The sequence below is a fragment of the Phytobacter sp. V69 genome, from assembly GCF_965644215.1.
GTDB lineage: Bacteria > Pseudomonadota > Gammaproteobacteria > Enterobacterales > Enterobacteriaceae > Phytobacter.
In genome coordinates this window covers 1-599 of sequence record NZ_CBFFRL010000498.1, presented here as the reverse complement: position 1 = coordinate 599, position 599 = coordinate 1, and the positions used below count along the sequence as shown (strand labels likewise).

Annotated in this window: 1 protein-coding gene; it reads right to left on the bottom strand. The window is 50.8% G+C overall.

What is annotated here, in order from left to right; genetic code table 11:
• On the bottom strand, positions 1-599 hold a 599-nt coding region (locus tag ACSZPU_RS26210; protein ID WP_499004545.1), incomplete at both ends, for an IS630 family transposase.

Below are 599 nucleotides of genomic sequence, written 5' to 3'. Positions count from 1 at the left end.
GTTTGAGTTTTTGAAAATTATCGTTAATACGACAGCTCAGTTTCCCCGCTATCTCTGGCAGGGTATCACCGAAAAATCCGTTTATCGCCAGCCGGAAGTCCTTCGCTGTGGCGAAATACCGGTTGTTCCGGGCATGCTCATTCATGACCTTCCACAACCGCTCAATCGGATTCAGATTCGGGCTGTAGGGCGGCAGGTAGTGCAGCTCAATATTCATCACCACCGCCCAGTCCTGCACCAGTGAGGCCCGGTGATATGGCGCACCATCCAGTATAAGGTGTACTTTCTGCCTGACGGGGTAAGTCTTCCGGATGGCGATGAAGAACTCACAAATGGTTCTGGCATTAATCTGTGCATAATCGCCGGTCACTGTTCGGGCAATATCGTTCAGACAGAGTGCCCCGATGATATTCATTCGGGTACGGCTCCCGGTGGTTTTAACCGGTTTGCGCTCACCCCTGCGTATCCAGCCACCACTCAGTTTCGTTGACTGCGTGGGATGCACGGCATCAATAAACAGGATAGGTTCTTTATTATTACCCGCAGTGAGCTTAAGAGCCTCATATTCAGTGATGAACTGCTGCTGTTTTTCTTCGCTG